The sequence below is a fragment of the Lachnospira pectinoschiza genome (assembly GCF_900103815.1).
Lineage (GTDB): Bacteria > Bacillota > Clostridia > Lachnospirales > Lachnospiraceae > Lachnospira > Lachnospira pectinoschiza_B.
On sequence record NZ_FNHZ01000003.1, the window covers coordinates 203349 to 224903 of the forward strand.

Consider the following 21555-nt stretch of genomic DNA (forward strand, 5'->3'; position numbering starts at 1 on the left):
TGCTGCGCTTACGCGCTCTTTAGTGTATCAACATCTTATCGTGTGTCTTAACTGTACTAACTGTCTTAGTACAGTTATATTATTACTCTTAATTCTTTTTTTGTCAATGATTAATTTATCTTTTTTCTTTTTAGATAAATTAGGCTTGCGCTAAGCCCCATAATTACTAGCATTACAGCCATTTGTAAAAATAAATTATCCCCTGTATTTGAAGACTTACTAGTTGATGTATTAGAAGAATCTGTACTAGTAACTGTATTATTAACTGTACTAGCATCTGCTAAAACAACTTCCTCATCTGCTGCAATCTCTCCTGTAGAAATTACATTAGGATCAACTACTGTTACTTTAATCTGATCTATCTTAGCTCCATCAATACTAATTGCTGCAACGACTGCACTTCCTGTAGCATTAGCTGTTAATAAGCCATTATCTACAGATACCACATCGCTATTAGATGAATACCATACGACATCTGTATTGTTTGCATTAGTTGGAAGTACATTGGCATAAACTGTCTTAGTATCCCCTAAGTTAAGTTCTAGACTTGTAAGTCCTGTAATAGAAATTGTGTTAGATTCTGATGAATCAGGATCAGAGGCTAAGTTTGTTGTATTAGTTGCTAAAAGAAGCTTAGAATCTGTAATTACCACCGATTCAACGGAAGCTACTAAAGCACTTGCAAAGCTTTCAAAATTTACAAGACCATAGCCATAACTTGTATCATAGCCCTCAGCTCCTAAATCTGTACTTGTCTCTTTTAATAAATCCTTAAATTTATCTGTATCAATGCTATTATCCACTGACTTTGCAGCTACTGCCATTGCAGCAACAATTGGTGCTGCATAAGAAGAACCCGAACTTATCTCGCACTTCATTCTCTTACTAATTGCTAACTGATAAATATTAGTTCCCGGTGCCACTACATATACACTGTCATTAATCTTTGACTTAGCATTAATAGTTCCGTCCTCGTTGGTATAACCTACACCGACTACATTTTCAAAAGCCGCAGGATAAAGATATGTAGAATCCGCCTTATTACCTGCTGCTGCCACTAATATCACACCCTTATCTGCGGCATAATTAACAGCAGCTTCAAGGGCATTGATTTCTTCTTCGTTAGACTCAGTCTTTTCAAAACCGATACTCATTGTAATTACATCTACATTATAAACATCCACAGCATCGTAAATTGCAGCTGTTACCTGACTAATATCAGAGGAACTACCAGAAACCTTTAAAGGCACAATATCTGCCTCAGAAAGAATACCTGCTATACCCTTACCGTTATTAGAGCTGGCCTGTAAAATACCTACAACTGCTGTTCCATGGCCATTAGAATCCGTTGTAATATCTGTTCCATCCACATAATTGTGGCCTGTTAAAATGTGAGAATAGTCGATATCCTCGTGATTTGTGGTTAAACCTGAATCTATAACGGCAATTGTTGTATTAGCCCCTGTAATTTTCTTATTTCTAAAGGCATTCCACTGAATTGTCTTCATACAGTCATTCTGGAAACAATAGTAAATATCATTAGTTGCCACTGCATTACCAATAATAGTCTTAGCCGCTTCCTCTGTTAGATTACCGTCTTCATCAAAATAATTCTCTGTACTAGCTTCATCGCTATTAGTTTCAGAAGTCTCTGTATTTGCTTCCTCTGTGTCACCAGAAGTACCGTAATCTACAACATAAGCACCATTAGTTAAGCTAATAAGTGTCTCTTCTGCTGCCACTAGAGTTTCGTAATTTGTTACATAAGTTCTTGCATATGTTCCAAGCTGATTATAGGCAGCTCTTGCATTAGTTACTGCATCAGCACTTGCCTCAGTAATTGTGCCAAGGTCATCAATAGCGTTTACAACAGTCTTTGCCATACTTTGTGAAAGGGCATTAGCTGTTGCATTTTTAATACCATTAGAAGAAAGTGTGGCACCTGAAACCACGTCTACGTCTGCGCTATTAGCCTCTACTATTGTGCTATAAAGAGCGCAAGCTAGATTATAAAAGGCCTTTGTATCATTTGCAGATACTTCTGAAACTGACTTAATTACGCCATTCTCGATTTCTACAGAAACAGTGATTACACTGCTATAACCATTGGCGCTATCTACATAAGTTCCGTCTGCGTATGGCACCTTGCCATCCTTAAGAATTGACTCTGTGCTTGTGCTTTCATGATAATTTGATGAAAGGACAATTGCATCTACCTTACCGTTATTCTTTAAATTAATGTTGCCATCACAAGTACTTGTGGCCTCACCTACAGCAATAGCCTCTCCTGTACTGCTAATAAAGAAACCATTAATATACTCACTATTCTCTCCACCATAATTAGCGGACCAGTTTACATTCATATCTGAATCATAGTTAATTATTATTGCATCATGAGCGCCATAGTTATCCCATGTATAACCCTTTTCTCTTATGTAATCTTCCTTTATAACAGAATCTGTTGAGCCATATAGATATACTTCGTCACTATCTGAAACATAAATTCCTGTAAAACTTAATGTTCCATCAATTGTACCGATGTTATCTGCTGTAATAAGACTACCATCAGAGCTATATTTTGCATAAATTCCATCTTCTGTACCTACACAAGAAAAGCCCTCTTCTGAGCTAGCCTCAGCCTTTGTGTAGCCCACTGCAATTATGCTATTGTCTGATAAAACCTCCACAGATTCATAAGCTCCAGTGTAGTAATCTGCTGCATCTTCTGGGGCTTCTGTTAAAGTTGAGCCTACACTTCTTGTCCAAAGCTCGCTACCATCAGTGCCTGAGAATTTAACAATAGTTGCATTATATAAATTCTTTGCAAGCTGAACATCACCTACTGCAATAATGTCACCGTTGCTATCCTCAGTAATTCCAAAGAACTTGCTACGCTTAAGATTAGCTGTTTCAATGCCCATTGAAATACCTGCATTACTTACGCTACACCATTGTGCTTCACGGTTAGCGTTATATTTTACAACAATGGCCTCTGAAGAGCTGATATTTTTCTTATCCTTCCAAAGATTTGCTGTAAGACTTGCTGAGTAACCAGCTAGAGCAAAACCGCCATCACTTGTAGCTACAACTGATGTAGCATAATCGCCGCCTTTTCCACCAAGAAAGATCTCCTGATAGTCTTCTGGATTTTCTGGATTAATAAGACATATATACATGGCCATATCTGCTGTTGTTTGTCCTTCACACATAGCCTTTGTCTGACCAACACAAACTATTGTGCCATCATTTAATACGTCTACATCAAAAAAGATATCTGTACTTGTAGTACCGAAATTTTTGGACCATTCAACCTCCTGATCTGCATTGTACTTAACTACAATTGCATCATTTGAGGAAGTTGTGCCAAGATGTGACCAAGCAGGTGATTCTGAACTTGAAAGGGAATAACCCGCTACAACAAATCCTCCATCATTAGTTGCTGCGACTCCCTTATAGGAATCATCTTTTTCTCCACCGTAATTCATTGACGATTCAAAACTAATCGCCTCTTTAGTACTAACATTTTCATTTGCGCTAACTAGGCTTAAATTGCTAGTTAATGTTGTTGTAAAAAGCACTAAAGCTGAAAATGCACTTAAGAACTTTTTAAAACACCCTAAATTCTTCATTGTCTGTATCCTCCCATTTTTTTGTTAGACCTGTAGAGTTTATCATCTAAAAGTCATTCTTAAAAACAAAAAAATAGGAGGAAACTCCTGTATTTAAGGCGTTTCCTCACTTATCTTAGTTTTTGATAATTTTTATCAATTTAAAATTATAGAATATTATTGACATTCGTATAAAATTCAGTCCACAAATTCTTTAGTTCATCTAGAACTACTAAACCTGGCATTGTTATTGAATAATACTTTCTGCTAATTTCTCTTTCCTTTGGTTGTGTCCACTTTGCTACCACAAGACCTTCGTCTTCAAGTCTATATAGTATTGGATATAAAGTGCCTTCCTTTACGCTAAACATTCCGTTACTACGCTCTTTCATCTCTGTAAGAAGTTCATAACCATATTTCTCTTTTTCGCTTAGTAATTGAAGCACAAGTATTTCAAAAACACCCTTCTTTAACTGTCTCTCATACTTCTTGTTAACTGCCATCTCTACCTCTAATTCTAAATATATTCATGAACCTTTTCATTAATTAGTTCTTTAAATCTGCCATATCTTTTCTGTTCTGATGGTACAAATCTTTCTGATTCCACCATCTCAATAAATTCTTCATAAGGTATAAACTTATAGTCCATAGTTTCTCCAAGTTGAAGTTTAATCTTGGTTTCTGATTCAATCAAATTAATGTAACTATGGTAAATCACATGCTTTCTTGCATCTGAAAATTCATATAGAGGAATTAAGTCTTCTGGCGCTACTTTAATGCCAGTTTCCTCTAAAAGTTCACGAGCTGCTCCCTGTCTTGCAGTTTCACCCTTAAGGATTGAACCTCCCGTAACTTCCCATTTAAGGGGATAAGTCTTATTACGAGAACGCTGGGTAACTAAGATCTTACCTTCGTCCTTCGTAATCGTGTAAACCATTACTACTACATGATAAACTCCCTCTGGTAGTGATTTCGCCTGACTTCTTTTAACATCAAGGCCAAGTCTGTGTTCATCACAATCGTATCCATCCCAGATTTCATCATCAATAACCTCTACAAAACCATCGTAATACTGCTCGCTAAAATATATCATTTCTTCAAGCTGCTGTCTTGTATAATGGATATTCTCTGGAACTACGAGCCAAACTGAGTTTGCATCATCCTTTCTTCTTGCCACTGCGGTCAAAACTCCTGTAAATTCATCAAGTGGTACATCCACGCCTAATACATAGGCCTCCTGTCTAGAAAATTCACCATTTTGCCCTATCTCACAATCTCTTTCTACGTACCCGCAATTAATAGGGTACACTATCGAGGGGTTGTCTTCGTCTGTACTGCCCAAGGGATGATCAATCTTAACAGTAACTGTTTCTTCTCTCATAATACCTCATTTCATATAACTTTTTAATTGCGCCAAAGGCGTCTCATGTGTTAAATATACACCAATATATTCCCAATCGCAACTTAGAACAATGGAGAAATTAATCTAATTAAACACTGCCAAAGTGTTAAGTGCTGATGCTTATAGTCAGAGTACTTATCCGTTACATCCACTGATTTTTCAAATATTTCCTCAAAGTTTTCTCTAACACTTATTGCTGTATCTTTATCGTAAATAAGAGTACCATTTTCAAAATGATGATAAAGACTTCTAAAATCCATGTTAATTGTATTAACTGCTGAAATCTCATCATCGCAGGCCCACTGCTTAGCATGCATAAAACCTGGTGTATATTCATAAATTCTAACCCCGTGCTTTACAAGGCCAGGATAATATGAACGTGTCATTGAATAGGTGAGCTTCTTATCTGGTATTCCTGGAGTTACAATTCTTACATCTACCCCGCGTCTTGCGGCAAGTGTAAGTTCTCTTCTCATCTCATCAGTTATTAAAAGATAAGGTGTAGTGATATAGACATAGTCCTTGGCATTCTTAACGATATTAAGATATACATTTTCACCAACCCTATCAGCCCCAAGGGGACTATCTGCATAAGGGCAAACGAAAGCCTTGCTATCTCTTACCAAATATTCCACCGGCGAATAGTCTATATCCACATACTTACTAATATCTTCATCGGTCTTTTTAATAGCATTCCACATAGATAGGAAAATAATTGTGTAATTATGTACAGCCTTACCAACTACCTTGATTCCTGTGTCATACCATTCCCCGTAAGGGTGAGTTATATTAAAGTACTCATCAGCAAGATTATAGCCACCAGTTACGGCATAAAGGCCGTCAACTACGGTAATCTTTCTGTGGTCACGATTATTCATAAACATGTTAAAGACTGCGCTAACTGGATTAAAGACTCGACAGTCAATGCCCTTTTCTCGCATCTCTTTAATAAAGTCCTTATTTAAGAAAAATATACTGCCAACGTCATCGTAAAAGAGACGAACCTCTACTCCTGCTGCAGCTTTTCTTATAAGTACATCCTTAATTCGACCAAAGCTTGTGGCATCTTCAATGGCGTGATATTCCATGAAAATGAACTTCTTTGCAAGCTCTAGTGTGGATATCAAGCTTTCTAGCCCATCTTCTGAACAGCCGTGATATTCAATGGCTGTCTTATTATGAACTGGGAAAGCCATGTGATTATAAAGATACTTAAATTCATTAGAAATGCCCTTATCCTTTTGTTCAAGCTCTTTTGCCACAGGCTCATCCTGAACCATGAAGGGGTCAATTTCATCTACCATACTTTCAAATCTAATTCTTGCTTTCTTAGTAATTACGGATCTTCCATAGAGAAAATAAAGCGGAACACCCATAACAGGCAAGCTTAACATAACTATTATCCAAGGGGAACGCATTGAAGCATTGCTTGTCTTTACATGCATCTTAAGCACAATAAAAATCGCTATAATTGTAAAAACTAAATTGATACTTGCCGCATAATTAAATACCATAAGTACTAAAGTCTCTGTCCAAACAATCTGTAAAACAAACATAAGGGCAGCCATAATCAGACGTCCAGCACTATTCTTTGCGGAAGTTTTCTTTTCTGTACGCATCATTACTCAGTATTCCTTTTATTTAAATTCAATAACTTATCACATCAAAAAATTACATCAATATTATTATATACCATATTCTAAAAACTGCCTATAATCACAATCTTAATATATTATTAAATCTAAATTTCCTGACCTGCAAACTGAGTCATATAAAGCTCGTAATAACGTCCCTTTGCCTTGAGTAATTCCTTATGATTGCCTATTTCTACGATTTTTCCCTGATCCATAACCACAATTTTATCAGCATCTTGAATGGTTGATAGTCTATGAGCAATAATAAGGCTGGTTCTATCCTTCATAAGATTAACCATGGCATCCTGAATTCTCTTCTCTGTTCTTGTATCTACAGAAGAAGTGGCCTCATCTAATATAAGAATCTTTGGCTTTGCAAGAAAAGCTCTAGCAATACTTAAGAGCTGTCTTTGTCCTTGGGAAATATTTTGTCCTTCCTTAGCTAATCTAAAGTCGTATTTATTCTTAAAATGATTTATCATGTTCTTACAATGACTATGTTTTGCAGCCTCTTCCACCTCTAAATCTGTAGCCTCTAAATTAGAGTACTTAAGATTATTCTTAACAGTATCTGCAAAAAGCACTGTATCTTGCAAAACTATGGCTGTATTCTTTCTTAGATTATTACAGTCAATGTCCTTTATATTCACACCATCAATTAAAATCTCGCCACTATCTATATCGTAAAAACGCATTAATAGATTTACCACAGTTGTCTTACCACTACCTGTAGAACCAACTAGTGCCACCTTTTCTCCTGCCTTAACCTCTAAGTTAAAGTCATATAAAACCTGCTTTTCTGGCACATAAGAAAAGTTTACATTTTTAAAGCTAATAAGTCCCTTTGAAGAATCCATAAGCTTAGTTCCTGACTTATCTTCCTTTGGCTCATCCATTATGGCAAATACACGCTCAGCACCAGCAATGGCTGTCTGAATCTGGCCGTAAATGTTAGCAAGCTCATCAATAGGTCTACCAAACTGCTTAGCATAGACAATAAAGGCAGAGATTACGCCAACGGAAATCACTCCATTTATGGCAAAATATCCACCAAAGGCCGCAATAATTACAAAACCAATGTTATTAATGACATTCATAATAGGTCCCATGGAACTTCCTAAAACCTCTGCCACAATACCAACTCTTGTAAGATTATTTGATGTATTGGCAAATTCCTTTAAAACCTCTTCCTGTCTATTATAGGCCGTTACTGTCTTGTAGCCTGTAATCATCTCTTCAACAGTACCATTTAGACTACCAAGTAAGACCTGTCTTTTCATGTAAAACTTTCTCATGGCCTTTGATAAATACTTAGTGGCAAGCAAAGTAAGAATTACTGTGATTATGGAAAATGCAGCAAGCTTCGGACATAAGTAGATCATCATAAGGGCTGTGCCTATAATTGTAAGGATACCGGAAAATAGTGATGATAAACTCTGGGAAATAGTTGTAGATACATTTTCCACATCATTAGTCATTCTACTCATAATGTCACCGTGAGAGTGGGCATCTAAGTACTTTATTGGTAGGTTTACGATACAATCAAACAAATCCTCTCTTAGTCTCTTTACAATCCTTTGGCTAAGCTTGGCGCTAAGTCTAGTTTGTACAAAACTAAAGAGGCTATAAATTCCATAGGTAATTAGCATAACAACAAGGATTGGTCCTACTGCCTTGTAGTTTCCATCTGTAATACTATCAATAGCATTACTTTGAAGCTTTGGGGCATAGACACTGGCAATTACAACGATTAATACCGCAAGTAAAAGTAAAGCCACAGTATTTAACTCTTTTTTAAAGTAATTCACTAGTCTTTTTAGGGTAACTCCTGCGTTTTGAGCCTTCTCAACCACTGCTCCTCTATTTCTAGGGCCCTTGCCGCCCATCATATTATTGTAGTTTTTCATATCTGCCTGTTTTGAAAGGTTTGATGTATTATTCTGCAATCTGGCCACCCCCTAACTGTGAATTATAGATATCCTGATAAATTGGGCTTATCTTTAGCAATTCTTCGTGACTTCCCACAGCTGATAACTTGCCCTCATCTATAATTACGATTCTATCTGCATCCTTAACAGATGCGATTCTTTGAGCCACAATAATCTTAGTAGTATTAGGATATTCTTCCTTTAAGGCCTTGTATAGATTAGCCTCTGTCTTTAAATCAAGAGCTGAGCTAGCATCATCAAATATAAGGATATCAGCCCCCTTAATTACAGCTCTAGCAATAGCTAGTCTTTGCTTCTGGCCACCAGAAAGACTTGTACCCCCTTGAGTTACTACTGTGCCAATTCCTTCTGGCTTATTCTCTATAAACTCAAGAGCCTGTGCCATCTTAGCAGCATGCATAACCTTGTCATAGTCTGCATCTTTCTTACCCCAAGAAATATTTTCTCTTATAGTCTCACTAAAGATTTCGCTTTTTTGAAGGGCAATAGCAATCTTATCTCTTAAAGCCTTTAGCTTGTAGTCTCTAACATCCACGCCATCAATTAGCACCCTTCCTGAACTTACATCATAAAATCTAGGAATTAAATTCACCAAGCTAGACTTACCACAACCTGTCTCCCCAAGGATTCCAATGGTTTCTCCCGGCCTTATATGTAAACTAAAGTCCTTGATAATTAAATCCTCTTTTTGTGTAGGATAGGCAAAAGATACATTTTCAAAAATAATATCACCAGGCTTCTTATCCCTCTCTTCGTCTCTTACACTTCCGTCGTCTCCCTTAAACCCTTCAAAGTCTCCATCCTTAATTTCTGGAAGGCAGTTTAGCACCTCCAAAATTCTCTTTCCAGATGCCATACCACGAGATGCATTTTGGAAAATCATGTTCATACGCATAACTGCATTAAGAACCTGTGATGCGTAAGTGATGGCCGCCATAACCTCCCCCGGTGTGACGCTGCCATTCATAACATTAATCTGGCCCACCTTAATAATGGCAACCACTGAAAAGTTAAGAATCACGTTCATAATAGGAGTCATGTAAGAAAGAAGTAAGAGTACGTCAAGCTGGGTATTTACTAATTCATCGTTGGATTTTCCAAATCTCTTCTTTTCGTAATCCTCTCTAACATAAGCCTTTACAACTCTAGAGCCTGCTACATTTTCCTGCATAACGTTATTTAAGTTGTCTAGTTTTTTTTGAAGAATTGTGAACTTAGGATTGGCCTTAGCAATAAAATAAATAACACAAATCAAAATTAGTGGTAGAGAAATTGCTATAACTGCACCAAAGCTTAGGTTTAGACTGAGCATGCAAAAAAGGCCGCCAATAAAGAGAATGAAGGTTCTAACAAAACCTCGAAGGGCCATCTGCACGAAATTTTGCACCTGAGTTACATCATTAGTAACCCTTGTAATTAGAGAACCTGTGGAGAATTCATCTGTCTGTGAAAATGAAAAGCTCATTATACGACTAAACAAATCCTTTCTTACATCATTGCCGAAATTCTGACCTGCGATATTGGCAAAAATTCCGGACATAATGCCACAAACACCACCAATAAACACAAAGAAAATCATCATAAGACCCAGTCTAATAACTAGTCCAAGGTCACCAACACCGTTATTTGAAAGGCCAAGAACACCTTCATCTACAATTTTACTCATAAGTCTTGGCTGTAAGAGGTCCATACTGGCCTCCCCAATCATAAATAGTGGGGCTAGAACTGCTGCCCACCAGTATTTTTTTATGTACTTAATCATATAAGCCTCCCCCATATATTTCTCACTGCGGTAAAGCGGACATTCTAAATCCGCTTCGCTAGTTACCTATGAACGCAGTGGCACTGCGTTCAAAAAAGGACAGGCCATTAAAATAAATGACTTGTCCTTAAATTCTAATCTTCAAAAACTTTCTTTATACTTTCGTAATGTAAGAATTCGCCGCGATCAGCGATTTCCTTTATCTCATCTAAACTAGCAAATTTAAAACCTAGTGTCTCTTCTTCCTGTAACTTAACATCCTCGTCCTTAACATCCATCTCAAATCGATAGATATCAACGAAGTAGTTATCCTTCTCTTCAGGATTATCTCTTCTATAACTAAAAACGTAACCGCCTTTAGCATTAGTTACATCAATGCCTGTCTCTTCTTTAATTTCTCTTCTTACAGCATCGATGGAATCTTCACCAGCCATAGCAGCACCACCGGAAACTTCCCAATGCCCTGGAGCCCAAGCCTTTGTAAGTACTCTTCTTGTAATTAAAAATCTACCATCAGGTCTTTTAATTACGCCAAGTACTGTTAGATGATAGTCTCCCGGCTGCATGTTCCAATCGTTACGCTTCATGGTTCTGCCTGTTCTTTCTTTATTAACATTATAGATATCCCATAATTCCATTGTCATTTCCTCGCAAAATTTTTTCCATAAGTTTAGCATGCCTTCTTTCGAAAACATGCTATATTACTACATACATTTGAAATTATATCACACAAAAACACTTTATTTCAATGAATTGTTTAACTTATAGTTTTTTCAAACTCCTCTTTTAAACTAGCCTGACGCTCAGGGGAAAGATTATTAAAAATCATCTTGCAAGCATCATAGGTCTGAGCAAATCTCTTAACTGCAAAGAGCCATAAATAAAAATCCATAATCTTAGAGGAATTATTATTAGAGTTTGCAGTAAGAATAGGGTCTGCTACCTTCTTTATGTTATCAGATACATTTGCCTTAACCACATGTGGAGTGCCTTCTTTAAACATTGCAAAGGATATCCAAGCTGCAAGCTGAGCGTTACTATTGATGTTATGTAAAAAGGAAGTCTTACTAGCACCGTTAGTTAACTCCCTTACTCGTCTAAACATGTAGTCATTAAAATCTGTACCCTTAATTTCTCTTTGTCTTGCCTCATTAAAAGCCTCTGTTATGGCCTTTTCAATGTCCTCTTCATTTATCTCATGACTTTTTAAAACTGGATTTAAAAGTAAATAAGAAGAATCAATCTCTAAGGAGTTCTTAATATTGTAACTTACAGCAATAGCCTGAGGTGTCTCAAGTCTATAGCTAAGTCTTACATCTGAATTAGAGTAATAAAAGCTTGGTAAGTAATCAGTCTTAAAGCCTGCTACATAAATTTCCTTTTCCTCAAGCTTTGTCATAGTTTCCTTGATGTTGTAACCAGGTCTAATGCCTGAACACACTAGTAGCACATTGCTTGCTGATAAAGACTCAATATCATAAGAGCTTTCAAAGCCTTCTAGCAATTCCTTATTAACACCTGCAATTGAAGAGGCTGAAACTACCTTTATGCCTACCTTTGAAGCTATGTAAATAACTGCAGATAAAAGCATATTGCCAGTTTCGTTAGCAGCAAGTGCAATGGGTAAGTCTCGCTTACTGATTCGAGATATATTTTCCCTATTATGACCTAAAAAATCTATATCAGAATCCGATAAACCTACCTTTATTCTTCCATTCGCAACATACATAAGAGCTGGAACTACGCCATACTCCTTAATTGCGTTAATTAATGACTTAACCAATTCAACATTCTCTGGATATTGTAAGTTAAGAAAAATCGATGCCACTTCAAGGGCAACTATTGGAGTTTTTGATTTTATAGCTGTAGATATCTCATCTGATATATCTATATGTTTACATTCCATAACCGTATATCCACCTTATATATAATCTAGCTAAAATCCTGATACAACTTGATTTCTTCCTGTGGACTTAGCTGTATACAAGAGCTCGTCGGCTCTCTTAATGACTAAGTTGTTCTCGTCGTTTTCCTTACCTCTAGTAATCCCAAAGGACATAGTTACAGAAATCTCATAACCATTAACGCGAACAACCTCCGCTCTGATTCTATCAAGAATTCGATTTAGGTGCTTAATTGATGAGTCATAATCCATCCTATCAAACACGATTAGAAATTCTTCGCCACCCCAACGGGCAACAAAGCCTCTGCCCTGCATTCCTTTCTTTAAAATGTTGGCAACAGCCACTAAGACTGCATCTCCCGCATCGTGTCCATAGGTATCATTAACTTTCTTGAAATAGTCGATATCCCCAATTGCTACATTGAACTCAGTTCCCTTTTCTCTAGCTCGGTTAATAATGCTTCTAAGCCTTGTATCACCGCGCCTTCTATTATTAATCTGGGTTAAAGTATCGAGTTCAATCATAGCCCTAAGGGCTGTCTGCATTTTCACAACGGCCTTGGCCATACTTCCAAATTCATCATTTCTATTCAAAATACTAGGATCTAGGCTGCCATCTAGTTTACCCTTAGATACCTTAGTAAATTGCTTCTCAAGTTTAGATATCACAGAAACAAAATTCCCTGTGCTCTTATAACTAATAAAGCCAATCATAATTATTCCGATAATTCCAACAATATAAACTGGGATCAGTTTTAGTAAAATGTAGGTGTTGACCTGATTAGCAGGCTTAACCACCTCTACCATTCCAGCAATAGAGCCATCTGAATTATAGAGAACTTTATAATATGCATAATAATTGATTCCATTCAAAGTGACATTATTATAAAACTTTGATTTGCCTTTTTCTAGTACATCTTTTTTAACTTTACTGTGTGCGGCAATGCTTACAATACGCGCTCCGTCACTATATTTAAGAGTTGAGATTACTCTAAGGTCATTATAAAAAAATGTAATTCCCATGTTAGTTCCATCAACCAAGGAATCAATTAAATCGTAATTGTTATTAAGAAGAGTCTCACCCTTATAAATTGAGACCTCCTCTTCTCCCACCTTAGTGTAGTCTCCTGGATTCTCTCTATCCATCATGTTAATTGCAGTATTCGCAAAATCAATTAGGTTCTGCTTAATGTTATTATCAATAGCATTACGCATCATAGCATGAGAAACAAACACAATAATCACAAGCATAAAAACTGCTGGAATTGTTGCTGCTCTCATCATTTGATTACGAATACTTTTAGGACTCTTTTTACTAGCTTTTTTAGCTTCCATAAATTACCCTCTACTGTTTAACCCCTATTATATTGTTCCAAAATATCTAACTAAATAATAGCACATAAAGAGGGCAACCACAAGAAACTTATCTATTATCAACCTTCTCTGGATACATATCGTGGTGAGTTAATCTGTCAAATGCAACCTCTTCCCACTTAGTACCTTTCTTACCGTAATTGCAGTAAGGATCAATAGAAATTCCTCCTCTTGGAGTGAATTTTCCCCAAACCTCAATATACTTAGGATCCATAAGCTTAATTAAATCCTTCATAATGATGTTTACGCAATCTTCGTGGAAATCGCCATGGTTTCTAAAGCTAAATAAGTAAAGCTTAAGTGACTTACTCTCCACCATTAATTCTCCTGGTACGTAGGAAATATAGATTGTTGCAAAATCTGGCTGTCCTGTAATAGGGCAAAGTGATGTAAACTCTGGACAGTTGAACTTTACAAAATAGTCATTTCCTGGATGCTTATTAACAAATGTCTCTAAAACTTCTGGTGCGTAGTCTGACTTATACTTAACGCCAGCCTGACCTAATAATGTAACATTTTCTCTCTCTTCTGGTTTTCTTGTTGTACTCATATTATACCTCCGGCTAATTAGCCTACCTTTCTGTATGATATCTTTACCATGATTATAGTTTGTATATTATATCTCTTATTTACGTTTAAAATGTGTCTATAGATTAGTATTTAAATTAGTCTATAAATTAATCTTCAAACTCGTATGTTAGGGCTGGATCTGGGACTCCGTTAAGTCTAAAGGCTTCCGCTCTATCAATACATGTACCGCAAACGCCACATGGCTTATCCTTACCTTCATAGCAGCTCCATGTGTACTTATAAGGAACCCCCAGTCTAAGGCCTTCCTTTACTACATCTGCCTTATGAGAATTAATAAAAGGAGCAACAATCTTTAACTGCTTTCCACTTCCCTCATAAATTGCCTTATTCATAGCATCATTAAATACAGTTGAGCAATCTGGATAAGCACTACCTGCTGCATCATCTGCATGGGCACCATAGTAAATTACGCTACATTCCTTAGAAAGAGCAAAACTTGCTGCTGATGAAAGGAATAAACCATTTCTAAATGGAACGTAAGTTGAAACTGGCTTTCCATCTGTTTCCTTTAACTGCTCTGCATAACTTTCCTTTGGAATCTCTTCTTCAGAACCCTTTAAAAGGGAACAATTACTATATGTAAAAATCTTTGCTAAATCGAGAGTGTAGAGCTCAACGCCGTAAAATTCACAGACCTTTTTAGCGCTCTTTACTTCTCTGTCATGCTTCTGTCCGTAGCTAATTGAAAGAGCTACAACATTTTCCTTACCATATTTATCCACTGCCATACCAAGACATGTTGTACTATCGATTCCACCACTACATAGTACTAATGCTTTTTCTTTTTTCTCTGCCATAATCTTAACCTTCCTTTTCTAATATATTTTGTCGTAGTTAGCTTCGCTAACTGCGACATTACACTCCTTGCTTGTTTGGGTCCCAGATGATTTTGTGCATCTGTAACTGTAAGAAGACATCATTCATTTCATGCTCCTTCATAAAATCAACGATTTCCACTGGTTCAATCTGTCCAAACACAGGGCTTATAATGCAATTTGCTTTTGAAGTTAAATCATATTTTGTTATGATTTCAAGTGTTCTTTCAAGGTCAGCTCTGCTGCCACTAACAAACTTTACTGAATCCTCCTTATGAAGATAGTTAAAGTTTTCTGTATCCATGGCTGCCTCGCAACCTGAACTTGCAAGCTTATAATCAAGTGTCATAACCGGACGACGCTTCCAATCATCATATTTCTTAATTGGTTGACTTCCGTTTGTTTCAATTTCAAGTCTAATGTCATCTAACTCTAAAATAGCTGCAATAAGCTTATCAACATCCTTCTTTAAAAGAGGTTCACCACCTGTTAATGTCACATTTTTACAATTAGAATTCTTAACAATATCAACAATTTCTCTTATTGTCTTTTTCTCAAATTTAACATCTGCTTTATTAGCCCACTTAGTATCGCAATAGCTACAATCTAGGTTACATCCTGCAAGTCTAATAAAAAGTGCTAACTGACCTGCTCTTCTACCCTCGCCATTAATACTTATAAAATGTTCTACTAAAGGAAATGTTAACTCATAATTAATGTCCATTTTATTCAATTCCTTTTCTACTATTACTTTGTGTATGTTGCGTAGTTCTTTGGTGTCTCATATACCTTAATTTCTACGATAGGATAATTCTTCTTTTCTAACTCCTCAAAGAAAAACTTTGCAAAACCTTCAGCAGTTGGCATAAAATCCATTATGTTAATCTTAAAGCCCTCATCCATTAAAGCTTCAAGAGTTGCAGGCTTTAAACTATCCTTCTTCATTATTAAACTATGATCAAAATTATCGCAGATCTCCTTTAGGTCTCTCTTAATGTCAGTAAAATCAACTAACATACCAAGCTCGTCAAGTTCTTCGCCCTTTAAAGTTACTTCAATACTCCATCTATGACCGTGAAGATTCTTACATTTACCTGGGTAACCGGCAAGAAAATGTGCCGCATCGAATTCAGCTTTTGTTGTCACACTATACATAATAATTTCTCCTTATAACACTACTAAAACACTAATTATCATGTACCATCAGACTAAAAATAAATAAAGCCCCAGAGTAAAACACTTCTGGGGCATAAATTCAGAATTTAGCCCTAGTTTTATTTAACGACAGGATGGTACAAATGAACTGTCAATTGTAAAAAGGAGGGACCCACGAAGTGGGAGGATTCCTTATTACACGTGCACATCTAATTGCCAACGGCAATTCTAATGATGTGCACTCCTTGAATTCGCCTTAAGGGTGGACCGCGTTAGCGGTGGATTCCTTAAGGCCCAAGATGAAACTTTAGTTTCAGCTTGATGTGTGCAAGTACTTCATAATTTAATACTGAGCTACTTGCACACATAAGGATGTGCCCACAAAGTGGGCAGATCCCTTGCTACACGTGCACATCTAATTGCCAACGGCAATTCTAATGATGTGCACTCCACAAACGTCGACAAATTCGCTTTAGCTAATTTGTTGACATTCCTTGTGAAAAGAACAGTCGCGCAGCGACATATTCCTTTTCACTTTATATTTCTTATTCAATTTTCCTACTTAATACAAGCCTGAATCTTTTCTCTCATTACATCCTCACCCATAATATGAACGATAGTCCAAAGGTCAGGTGTGTTAGCTCTACCAGTTACTGCAATTCTTACAGCCTCAGCGATATCTGAAACTGAACCCTTGAAGTTTTCTGGATTAGCCTTATAAGCCTTCATATCTGATGCATAACCTAATTCATCAGCGATTTCCTTAAGCTTGTTAAACCAAGCAGAGTTATCATCGTTGTGGTCATACTTAGCAAGGTAAGCTGTTAAGATCTTGCTGATTTCATCAGCGTCTAATCTAAAGTCATCCTTTTCCTTACCATTCATATCAACTTCTCCACCTTCAATAAAGGCTTCTGTTACTGCATCAATGCCAAAGAAGTAATCAAAGAGGTTAAGAATCTGTCTAGCATACATAAGATCCTTTCTTCTTCTCTTAGCACCAACACCCATGTATAAACGAAGGATTGAAAGCATCTTTTCCTTATCAGCAAACCAAATCTTAGCCTTTTCAGGTTCATTCTCCTCGGCCCAGTTATAAAGGAATTCGTAAACATCTTCCTCTGATAACTTAGAGAACTCGTTCTTACAAATGTTATGAAGCTTTTCCTTATCAAAAAGAGCACCAGAAACACTCATCTTCTCAACTGTGAATGGGAATTCATTAATATCCTTATCAGGATACTTATCATGCCATTCCTCGAAGTTAGAGTTAAGAAGTGTAAGAAGATATACCTTCATTGTGTATGGATGGTAACCATCCTTACGGTAATAATCAAGGCTTAACTCTGGATCCTTTCTCTTAGATAACTTTCTCTTACCACCAGTTGTTTCATCAAACTTCATAAGGTGAGCTGTATGAGCATACTTAGGCATCTTAAATCCTAATACATGGAATAATTCATAATGTGTAGGAACTGATGATAACCACTCGCCACCTCTAATAACTGTTGTTGTTCTCATGAAATGATCATCAATCGCATGAGCAAAATGATATGTTGGAATACCATCCTTCTTTAAAAGAACGATATCGTGAATGTTCTCTGGTAATTTAATTTCACCCTTAATACTATCAACAAATGTGATTTCCTTATCTGGGCTACCCTGTGAACGAAGTCTTAATACGTAAGGCTTGCCTGCCTTAATATTCTCTTCGATTGTCTCGTATGATAAATCACGGCTAATAGCGTACTTGCCATAGTAACCTGTAAGTTCCTTATTAGCTTCCTGCTTCTGTCTGATTTCTTCAAGTTCTTCCTCAGTTGCGAAACAAGGATAAGCTAAACCTCTTTCAACTAATGATTTTGCAAATGTATGATAAATCTCTACTCTCTGTCTCTGGAAATAAGGACCATAAGCATTACGAGGATCTGAATCATCGAAACCTGCACCCTCATCAAATTCAATATCAAAATATCTTAAAACGTTAATAATAATATCAACGGCACCGTCTACTTTACGCTTTTCATCTGTATCTTCGATACGAAGATAAAAAACTCCACCCTTTCTATGAGCAATTCTTTCATCAGCTAATGCTGAATAAAGGTTACCTAAATGAATAAATCCTGTAGGTGATGGAGCCATACGTGTAACTTCAGCACCGTTAGGTAACTTTCTATATGGGAATTTCTCTTCATAATACTCTGGTGTATGTTCTACATCAGGAAATAAAAGATTAGCTAACTTCTGATAATCCATAATATCCTCCTAAACTATTTTATAAGCTCTCGCTTATATCCAACTAAAAAATAGATTGAACTGCAAAAGACAATCCAATCTATTTTACACATTTTTTAGCATTTTTTCAACACGTTATTTTTCACCAGCATTAATATTAATAATAGAAGAATAGTATTCTTCTATATCTTTATAATTTTCCATTATATCTTCATAATAATCCTTCTTCTTGTTTTTCTCCGGTCCCGAAACATGTGATACTCCTGAGCCTGTTGCTGACGACAATATCGGCGATGTAACTGCTGATATACTTTCATTCTAAATGGGAGTATAATAAAAAACAGCGAAAACATGGTCTTTCCCCTGCTTTCGCTGTTATAAATAAATTGAGAATTTCATAAGAATAATTGCTTTATCGGGAGTTTTTTAGATACTTGGATTCGATTTCATACTCACTTCCGTATCGATCTATCAATAGATTTAATGCCTTATCTATTTTAGACTGAAACGCCTCTTTCTCGTCATCTGAAGAAAAATCGTTGGAGGTAAATTCGCTTGGTGTATCTATGTATAATCCATCGAAAGTTTCCTGGATATCTAACAACAGATTATCAAGCTCTTCATCGTTTCTAAGTTCTTCCGGCAAATCATTGTCGATCAAAGAACCATCTTCATCATAACTCCAAATAGGATAACATTGATATTCAAGAGATAATTTTAATTTTTTCATGTGATTTCTCCTTTTAATTTGATTTAGGATTTGCACCAACGATATAGCCATTACTACCAATTGAAATTGCTACTCGTCGAGTCTTTCCTTCGTAAGTAAATTCATAAATAGGACGTCCTTTTCCACGTCCTTGATAGCCAACTATGGTTCCACTCTTTACGGCTTGCATTATATACTGTCGAATCTCATCTCGCGAGATATTTTGTTTTTCAAAGTCGGCTGCATGCTCTTCAATAATATGAGCCAAACCCGATGGTTTATTTCCGAGATGTCCTTTTTCAAGCCATACTATGTTGCCATCAGGATCCTTAGTAATAGCTACAATGTCCTTTTTATTATATTTTACACCACTTGCATCTAATTGAGAAACAAGTGCCGCACCTTCACCTTTTGTGCCGGAGAATTTTCCGCTAATTGTTTTACTCATTAACTCTCCTTTCCGCAAAAGCTAAACTCGTTTTGCTTGGATAAGAGACAACTTTGATTCCCTGTCTTTTTAATTCATCAAAACAGGCGTAGCTAGCAGATCCATAAACAATGATTGTGTGCGGATGTAGCTGCTCAACCATTTTGAATAACCCTTGTTCAAACAATGGTCTGTTTTCAAGATGCCTAATACCGCTTGCCACAACACCTATTGCAAGCATACTGTTGCTGGGATTACCATCGAAACAATATGACCAAGTTTCTTCTGTACCCCATCGACAATTACTAATAACCGAAATGCCTTGCATACCTGCCCAATATCCAAAGGCACACATGCGGTAGTAATTCCACTTTTTAAGTGGTTCAGGAAAGTCAGCATATGTTGAAAAATCAGGAGCTATAATTCCAGAAAAATGTTTCAGAATTTCTATAGTTTTCTCCGGATATAACCATATGCTACTACGCTTTCCGTCAAACTTTTGATCATCAATAAAGAAGTGAACAAAACCTTCTACTTTATAGTCTTTGTTTCCTCTTCGCATTTCTTTTTTATGAATTGCTTTAGCATCATCAAAAGAAATAAGTTTTGACGGAATTTTTGAAGTTGTTGTAGGACACATCGGAATATCATTGACAGAGAATTTTGCTCCCTCTACCATGAATGCATTCCAAATGTCCTGCAAACCACTTCTTGATACATTACTTCGATTTATAGAATAATTATTCATTTATTCATCCACCTTATTATAAAATTCAGAACCCGCTTGGTTTCTCTAATTTCATTTTAGGTTCGAAGAGAGAATAACTCGTTCCCACATAGTTACTATAAAGTTACGTTAAGTTACGATAGAAAGGAGAACAAAATAATAATGGCTTGCTTAGCAACTCTAGTTAAAACAATAAAACCATTTTGCAAGAACCCTAATGCATCCGATGAAGATATATTTAATGATTTCATTTCACCTTTAGTCAATGCTGGAAACATAAAAAATAAAAACAAAGAGCCCCTTTGGCTTAACAAGGGACGTGTAAGCGAACTCCTAAATCAGAAAAAAGATGTTCCAAAAGCTTTAAGGGATGCTTTAACCCAAATAGACATCGATAAAAAAATCGAATTGCAATTTATAGATTATATAGATGATTTTCTCGAAGAAACAAAAATCCCTGCCTTGCAAGATGCCCTATTTAATCTGTCCCATAAAACAGACTGCAATCGTGATATCATATACAAGGATAGGGATATGCTAGCCAAACTACTAACTCAAGAATTACGTGCTGCTATTTCTGAAAACAACAAAAATGATGAAAGCCCATCTATTATTTGGAAACGCGGGAAAAATCGCATAACAGTTATTGAGGGTGATTTATTCAAATTTGGTTTTGACAATCGTGGAAAAGATAAAAACATAGTTGTCATTCCTGTAAACACCTCATTTGAAACACACGTCACAAGGAAGTTTGAAGGCGAACCTAAACCTATAGTATCGGCAACCTCTATCCATGGCCAATGGCTAACTAGGGCCGAACAATCGGGATTAAAGGATTTAGATAAACGCATCCAGCAAAGTCTAGATTTAGATGGTATAACACCATCTTCTACATCAAAATCCGATAATACTAAACCTCATTGTTATCCCATCGGGACTATTGCTGTAATAGAAGCCAAGAACTGCATTTATTACCTGACTGCAATTTCACAGTTCAACCAGAACAATAATGCCCAAAGTTCTGTTGAAGACATTGGCAACTCAGTAAAGGAGTTAATCAAATATCATAACACTCATGGTCAGGGATATTCCTTATATCTACCACTGTTAGGCACCGGACTTTCACGTGCAGGCTTATCTTATCAAGAGTCTTATGACATCATTAAAGAAACATTGCTGAGCAACATCCAACTCATCCAAGGATTCATATTTATTGTTTTTCCTCATGATGAGCTTGCTGAAATTATTTTATAGAAAGGAGGTC

General features: G+C 36.5%; 19 protein-coding genes. 1 reads left to right on the forward strand and 18 read right to left on the reverse strand.

All coding sequences use genetic code 11. The features are described 5' to 3' along the window. Nucleotides 1–110 precede the first annotated feature (110 nt). The 18 genes from BLQ66_RS06700 to BLQ66_RS06780 all read right to left on the reverse strand — a co-directional run bounded on the left by BLQ66_RS06700 (nucleotide 111) and on the right by BLQ66_RS06780 (nucleotide 20312). Nucleotides 111–3629, reverse strand: a complete 3519-nt coding sequence (locus tag BLQ66_RS06700) for a S8 family serine peptidase (protein ID WP_074521505.1) — start codon at nucleotides 3627–3629, stop codon at nucleotides 111–113. Between the two features lie 146 nt (nucleotides 3630–3775). Beyond that, nucleotides 3776–4111 (reverse strand): PadR family transcriptional regulator, encoded by a 336-nt coding sequence (locus BLQ66_RS06705; protein WP_074521506.1) that lies wholly within the window; start codon nucleotides 4109–4111, stop codon nucleotides 3776–3778. Nucleotides 4112–4125: 14 nt separating this feature from the next. Further along, the gene (locus BLQ66_RS06710) at nucleotides 4126–4989 is read right to left on the reverse strand and encodes an NUDIX hydrolase (protein WP_051195454.1); all 864 of its coding nucleotides are present in this window, start codon (nucleotides 4987–4989) and stop codon (nucleotides 4126–4128) included. A gap of 83 nt (nucleotides 4990–5072) precedes the next feature. Further along, entirely contained in the window at nucleotides 5073–6632 is a 1560-nt protein-coding gene (cls, locus tag BLQ66_RS06715) for a cardiolipin synthase (RefSeq protein WP_074521507.1), read from the reverse strand. A gap of 119 nt (nucleotides 6633–6751) precedes the next feature. Beyond that, nucleotides 6752–8551, reverse strand: a complete 1800-nt coding sequence (locus tag BLQ66_RS06720; protein WP_074521571.1) for an ABC transporter ATP-binding protein — start codon at nucleotides 8549–8551, stop codon at nucleotides 6752–6754. A gap of 28 nt (nucleotides 8552–8579) precedes the next feature. After that, entirely contained in the window at nucleotides 8580–10355 is a 1776-nt protein-coding gene (locus BLQ66_RS06725; protein ID WP_180364705.1) for an ABC transporter ATP-binding protein, read from the reverse strand. 134 nt (nucleotides 10356–10489) lie between these two features. Then, the gene (locus BLQ66_RS06730; RefSeq protein ID WP_027431660.1) at nucleotides 10490–10993 is read right to left on the reverse strand and encodes an NUDIX hydrolase; all 504 of its coding nucleotides are present in this window, start codon (nucleotides 10991–10993) and stop codon (nucleotides 10490–10492) included. A 119-nt stretch (nucleotides 10994–11112) separates the two neighbouring features. Further along, complete coding sequence (locus tag BLQ66_RS06735) at nucleotides 11113–12261, reverse strand: pseudouridine-5'-phosphate glycosidase (protein ID WP_074521508.1); 1149 nt, start codon at nucleotides 12259–12261, stop codon at nucleotides 11113–11115. 30 nt (nucleotides 12262–12291) lie between these two features. Further along, nucleotides 12292–13593 carry a diguanylate cyclase domain-containing protein gene (locus tag BLQ66_RS06740; RefSeq protein WP_074521509.1) on the reverse strand — a complete coding sequence of 434 codons (1302 nt, stop codon included), beginning with the start codon at nucleotides 13591–13593 and terminating at the stop codon, nucleotides 12292–12294. A gap of 88 nt (nucleotides 13594–13681) precedes the next feature. Then, complete coding sequence (gene queF, locus BLQ66_RS06745) at nucleotides 13682–14182, reverse strand: preQ(1) synthase (RefSeq protein ID WP_027431658.1); 501 nt, start codon at nucleotides 14180–14182, stop codon at nucleotides 13682–13684. A 127-nt stretch (nucleotides 14183–14309) separates the two neighbouring features. Further along, a complete protein-coding gene (gene queC / locus BLQ66_RS06750; protein ID WP_074521510.1) occupies nucleotides 14310–15020 on the reverse strand; it encodes a 7-cyano-7-deazaguanine synthase QueC in 711 nt (236 codons plus the stop codon). Between the two features lie 58 nt (nucleotides 15021–15078). Continuing rightward, complete coding sequence (gene queE / locus BLQ66_RS06755; protein ID WP_074521511.1) at nucleotides 15079–15762, reverse strand: putative 7-carboxy-7-deazaguanine synthase QueE; 684 nt, start codon at nucleotides 15760–15762, stop codon at nucleotides 15079–15081. Nucleotides 15763–15785: 23 nt separating this feature from the next. Beyond that, nucleotides 15786–16193: a 6-carboxytetrahydropterin synthase QueD gene (gene queD, locus BLQ66_RS06760; RefSeq protein WP_074521512.1), complete on the reverse strand. Its 408-nt coding sequence runs from the start codon at nucleotides 16191–16193 to the stop codon at nucleotides 15786–15788. 558 nt (nucleotides 16194–16751) lie between these two features. Next, entirely contained in the window at nucleotides 16752–18449 is a 1698-nt protein-coding gene (gene gltX, locus BLQ66_RS06765; RefSeq protein WP_074521513.1) for a glutamate--tRNA ligase, read from the reverse strand. A 114-nt stretch (nucleotides 18450–18563) separates the two neighbouring features. Then, on the reverse strand, nucleotides 18564–18713 hold the full coding sequence (locus BLQ66_RS12085) for a hypothetical protein (protein ID WP_207645139.1): 150 nt from the start codon (nucleotides 18711–18713) through the stop codon (nucleotides 18564–18566). A gap of 127 nt (nucleotides 18714–18840) precedes the next feature. After that, nucleotides 18841–19158 carry a hypothetical protein gene (locus BLQ66_RS06770; RefSeq protein WP_074521514.1) on the reverse strand — a complete coding sequence of 106 codons (318 nt, stop codon included), beginning with the start codon at nucleotides 19156–19158 and terminating at the stop codon, nucleotides 18841–18843. Between the two features lie 13 nt (nucleotides 19159–19171). After that, entirely contained in the window at nucleotides 19172–19585 is a 414-nt protein-coding gene (locus tag BLQ66_RS06775) for a hypothetical protein (RefSeq protein WP_074521515.1), read from the reverse strand. After that, nucleotides 19578–20312, reverse strand: coding sequence for a DUF4417 domain-containing protein (locus BLQ66_RS06780; protein ID WP_074521516.1), 735 nt, complete (start codon nucleotides 20310–20312; stop codon nucleotides 19578–19580). Before BLQ66_RS06780 ends, BLQ66_RS06775 begins: the two co-directional genes overlap by 8 nt. Nucleotides 20313–20453: 141 nt before the next feature. On the opposite strand from BLQ66_RS06780, the gene BLQ66_RS06785 reads away from it, so the two are divergent. Beyond that, entirely contained in the window at nucleotides 20454–21545 is a 1092-nt protein-coding gene (locus tag BLQ66_RS06785) for a macro domain-containing protein (protein WP_074521517.1), read from the forward strand. Nucleotides 21546–21555: the final 10 nt, after the last annotated feature.

Coding starts and splice junctions, on each gene's coding strand:
- BLQ66_RS06730 (WP_027431660.1), bottom strand. CDS start 10,993: ATGGAATTATGGGATATCTATAATGTTAATAAAGAAAGAACAGGCAGA.
- queC (WP_074521510.1), bottom strand. CDS start 15,020: ATGGCAGAGAAAAAAGAAAAAGCATTAGTACTATGTAGTGGTGGAATC.
- BLQ66_RS06735 (WP_074521508.1), bottom strand. CDS start 12,261: ATGGAATGTAAACATATAGATATATCAGATGAGATATCTACAGCTATA.
- BLQ66_RS06785 (WP_074521517.1), top strand. CDS start 20,454: ATGGCTTGCTTAGCAACTCTAGTTAAAACAATAAAACCATTTTGCAAG.
- queF (WP_027431658.1), bottom strand. CDS start 14,182: ATGAGTACAACAAGAAAACCAGAAGAGAGAGAAAATGTTACATTATTA.
- queD (WP_074521512.1), bottom strand. CDS start 16,193: ATGTATAGTGTGACAACAAAAGCTGAATTCGATGCGGCACATTTTCTT.
- queE (WP_074521511.1), bottom strand. CDS start 15,762: ATGGACATTAATTATGAGTTAACATTTCCTTTAGTAGAACATTTTATA.
- BLQ66_RS06740 (WP_074521509.1), bottom strand. CDS start 13,593: ATGGAAGCTAAAAAAGCTAGTAAAAAGAGTCCTAAAAGTATTCGTAAT.
- BLQ66_RS06780 (WP_074521516.1), bottom strand. CDS start 20,312: ATGAATAATTATTCTATAAATCGAAGTAATGTATCAAGAAGTGGTTTG.
- BLQ66_RS06720 (WP_074521571.1), bottom strand. CDS start 8,551: ATGAAAAACTACAATAATATGATGGGCGGCAAGGGCCCTAGAAATAGA.
- BLQ66_RS06700 (WP_074521505.1), bottom strand. CDS start 3,629: ATGAAGAATTTAGGGTGTTTTAAAAAGTTCTTAAGTGCATTTTCAGCT.
- BLQ66_RS06710 (WP_051195454.1), bottom strand. CDS start 4,989: ATGAGAGAAGAAACAGTTACTGTTAAGATTGATCATCCCTTGGGCAGT.
- cls (WP_074521507.1), bottom strand. CDS start 6,632: ATGATGCGTACAGAAAAGAAAACTTCCGCAAAGAATAGTGCTGGACGT.
- gltX (WP_074521513.1), bottom strand. CDS start 18,449: ATGGATTATCAGAAGTTAGCTAATCTTTTATTTCCTGATGTAGAACAT.
- BLQ66_RS06775 (WP_074521515.1), bottom strand. CDS start 19,585: ATGAGTAAAACAATTAGCGGAAAATTCTCCGGCACAAAAGGTGAAGGT.
- BLQ66_RS06705 (WP_074521506.1), bottom strand. CDS start 4,111: ATGGCAGTTAACAAGAAGTATGAGAGACAGTTAAAGAAGGGTGTTTTT.
- BLQ66_RS06725 (WP_180364705.1), bottom strand. CDS start 10,355: ATGATTAAGTACATAAAAAAATACTGGTGGGCAGCAGTTCTAGCCCCA.
- BLQ66_RS06770 (WP_074521514.1), bottom strand. CDS start 19,158: ATGAAAAAATTAAAATTATCTCTTGAATATCAATGTTATCCTATTTGG.